The organism is Oleiphilus sp. HI0043 (assembly GCF_001634935.1).
The window spans coordinates 1-3,340 of record NZ_LWEY01001203.1; the positions used below are offsets into that span (position 1 = coordinate 1).

At 42.5% G+C, this 3,340-nt stretch carries 5 protein-coding genes; 3 read left to right on the forward strand and 2 right to left on the reverse strand.

Annotated features, from left to right (window positions below; translation table 11 throughout):
• Positions 1-265: 265 nt before the first annotated feature.
• Positions 266-673, forward strand: coding sequence for a response regulator (locus tag A3729_RS14335; protein ID WP_068511299.1), 408 nt, complete (start codon positions 266-268; stop codon positions 671-673).
• A 30-nt stretch (positions 674-703) separates the two neighbouring features.
• Here A3729_RS14335 and A3729_RS14340 read toward each other — a convergent pair whose 3' ends face one another.
• Together A3729_RS14340 and A3729_RS14345 are read right to left on the reverse strand one after the other, a co-directional pair.
• On the reverse strand, positions 704-1,150 hold the full coding sequence (locus tag A3729_RS14340; RefSeq protein ID WP_068511297.1) for a helix-turn-helix domain-containing protein: 447 nt from the start codon (positions 1,148-1,150) through the stop codon (positions 704-706).
• A gap of 293 nt (positions 1,151-1,443) precedes the next feature.
• On the reverse strand, positions 1,444-1,854 hold the full coding sequence (locus tag A3729_RS14345) for a hypothetical protein (protein ID WP_068508864.1): 411 nt from the start codon (positions 1,852-1,854) through the stop codon (positions 1,444-1,446).
• 429 nt (positions 1,855-2,283) lie between these two features.
• Between A3729_RS14345 and A3729_RS14350 the strand changes: the two genes are divergently transcribed.
• A complete protein-coding gene (locus A3729_RS14350) occupies positions 2,284-3,021 on the forward strand; it encodes a spondin domain-containing protein (RefSeq protein ID WP_156490524.1) in 738 nt (245 codons plus the stop codon).
• A partial coding sequence (locus tag A3729_RS14355) for a spondin domain-containing protein (protein ID WP_197475859.1) occupies positions 3,018-3,340 on the forward strand: 323 nt, incomplete at its 3' end. The genes A3729_RS14350 and A3729_RS14355, both read left to right, overlap by 4 nt.

Here is a 3,340-nt window from a genome sequence, read left to right on the forward strand (position 1 = left end):
CCGAAGTTAAGGTTCGACCATTCTGTTTCGCTTGTTCTTCAAGCTTTCTTCTAAGCTCTTTTTCCATTCTTAATGAAAAAGCTTTTAATCTGTGTCCGTATTCGTCGCTCATAATTACCACAATAATGAAATATTTATTTAATGGCTACTATTATGATGTTACGGCTGTTTCACTCAACGGATTCCGTTGGCTTTCCGAGGTCTGTTCAAACTAAAGCGAATAAGGATAGAATAAAAGATTGGAAAATAATTGAAAGGATAATTAATGCCGAATCCATATGTTGTTGTCGATGATTGCCCTGACGAGAGTTTCTTGGTCACTAGGATTATCGAACAGCACGAGCAGGAAGTTGATTTATGCATGCTGCAGAATGGTGCGCAGGCGATTGACGTACTGGGTGACCCTGGAAGTCGCACGCCAGATTTGGTTATTTTAGATAACAAGCTACCGTTCTTTACAGGTATTGATGTGATCAAGTCACTGATGAACCAGGCGCGTTTTCACTCTGTGCCGATTGTTTTGATTTCTGCAGGGTTTTCAAAAAATGAAATCAAAGAGGCCTACCGCATTGGTGCAAGGAGTTGCGTGCGGCAGGATCTGGATGTTACCAATTGGAACCGTCAATTAAGAAGTGTTCTGGCTTATTGGCTAACTATTAACGAAGTCCAGTAAGAGCGCCTAATGTAGGGCTTATTCTTAGCCCTACTTTATCAAAGGTTGCCCCTCATAGAAGTCAGTTAAACTCTCAAAATAGGCTGTCATTTTCTTAAGTACTTCATCATCCCAGCGCATTAAAAAGTTCACCATTAGGTAGAAATCGGGGTTTTGGCTGTATCTAGAGTAAACGTTTACGTAATTATCTTGATGCTTACGCTCTTTTTGGCCATCAAAAAGCCCCGTGCATAGGTATATCAGGTCGGTATCTAGAATTTCACACAGAGCAATCAGCTTATTAATGTCTGTTGGAACAGAATTTGTTTTAGTCGGGTTCTCCCAATCGATATAGACCCGTCGTGAAACGCCAATCGCCTCAGCAAGTTCTTGCTGCTTTAATGGTGTGCCTCTTTTTAGACCGTAGGCATTCCTTAGTTCTTTTAATCTTCGGGCAAAATGAGCTTTTATGAGTGGGAATTTAGTTTCGTGAAGCATTTTAGGGTACCGAGATTAACAATTCGTAACATTTTTGTTTACAGTGTAATGTGAACTCTGGTTCACTTTTGTTGACTGATGAAAAAATTAAAGTGCTATATATTGCACAATGATCTAATTTTGTTTTTGACGCAAGCTTTGTTTTGAGGCGCGATAAATTTGGTGGAAGAGGCTTGAACTAATGTGGGGCAGTTCTTCGGAAAGCAGGGTGCTGTATAGGCGTATATGCTGATTGATATATAAGCCCAATTAAGTTCAGTGGGCTTATATATCAATTTAGGAGTCAGCTTGATTTAACGTTTTTTAAGGCGTGATAGAAGGCGGCGAGAATTTCTTTTGTTCGGTGTATTGTTTGAATCAAGGCCTGCTTGGTTTTTACTTATGTGTGCTTTTTTTTGCTTTTCGATAGCGCTCATGGACTCAGGTTCATTTGTTTTTTGAGGAGGTTTGGAAACCGGCTTCCTTGCTTTTACTGCTTTGCTTGAATTAGCTTTTCTGATTATCTTTTGTTTTCTTATCTCGGCTTCGATCAGTGCGATATCTTTTAGAAGAGCTTTTTCATGATCAGGTGTCTTTCGTTTAGTGACTCTTTTTTTTACTTTGGGTTCTTTATCGGTTAGTAATTTACTTACCCACTTCTCATCAAACTCAGGGGGAAATTGCTCCTCAAGATGGGCTGCAATCTTTTTGTTGAGTGTTGACATATCCGTTCTCCTGTCATTGTTCAGCCTCGACTCGCTCGTAAGGTACCGGAAATGTATATGGCGTCCTATAGGCGAGCGAATGCAGTGGGAGGCTGATAGTCCCTAGAAAATTACGTATGATGCTGAAGGATTGTATCGCGGAGTATATGGTGGCCAAGGTTTCTAGCAAGGTCGCATAGAGGGTTGGCTTTCACGTCCGTGTTGTAGTTTTAGTAGTATCGATGGCTTCCAAGCGCGAGGGATAATAGGCGCATCTTAACAGGGGGTCAATAGTGCAATCGTGATTCTTTCATAGTGTTAAGTTTATAGAAAAAAGCTGAGCGATAAATTAATTACTCTTTCGTGATACTTTCGTGAGGAATGTAGCTGAGCCTCTGCGTAACAATGTTTCCACCAAAACAACATAAATGTTTTCCGGAGGAAACTGACATGAAAAAAACTCACTCAAGTATCAAAAAAATTGCGCTGGGGCTTTTACTTCCAGCTTTTAGTGCTCCTTTTGTGCAAGCCGCAGAAGTGGATGTCACTATCGAAAACCTGACCAGAGGAATATTCTTTACGCCCTTGGCTGTTACAGCTCACCCTGAAGGTTCGTCGTTATTTGAACTTGGAAGCGTGGCATCAGATGATTTGCAGGCAATGGCAGAAGGTGGTGATTTAAGCGGAATTGAAGCCAGTTTAGATGCGCTAGGCGCTGTGCAATCCAATAACCCTGCCTCGGGACTTCTTGAACCCGGATCAATGACTTCTACAAGCTTGAATACCGATGGCACAAGCAATGTTCTGCTTAGTGTTGTAGGTATGATCTTGCCTAGTAATGATGGCTTTATTGCTCTGAATGGAATCGAGATACCCAGTGAATCCGGAACCTATACATACTATGCCAAAGCCTATGATGCAGGTACAGAAGCCAATGACGAAGTGGTGGGTAGTGGTGCGGTAGGCGAGGCCGGTTTTCCTGCTCCTGGGCCGGTTGCAGCGACCCTAGGTGAAAATGGTACTGGTATTGTTGCCACTGCTGAAGGTTATGTTCATATCCATCGTGGTGCTTTGGGGGATCTGGATGCTGATGGAGGTGTTTCAGATTTAGATAGTACTACTCACAGATGGTTGAACCCAATTGCCAAGATTACTGTAACGGTAAGCGAATACAGGGCAGAGCTATGAACGGTTATTTTTCTATCAATAAGAAGTTGATGAGTGGAGCCCTGCTGGCCTCATCGCTAATTCTATCCGCGTGTTCTGATAACGACTCTAAGCAGGATGACATGCTTGAGTTTGAAGTTACAGTGAGCAACTTGACGGCTGGTCAGCCTTTATCGCCTGCTGCAGTTTTATTGCACGATTCCCAATGGAAGAGTTTTCAGACGGGTCATAGGGCGAGTGATGAACTCGAGTTACTAGCTGAAGGGGGAGACAACAGCCAGTTCTTATCCTCATCGCTTGACGATTCTTACGTTTATCTTGCTGAGTCTGGTGCTGGAAT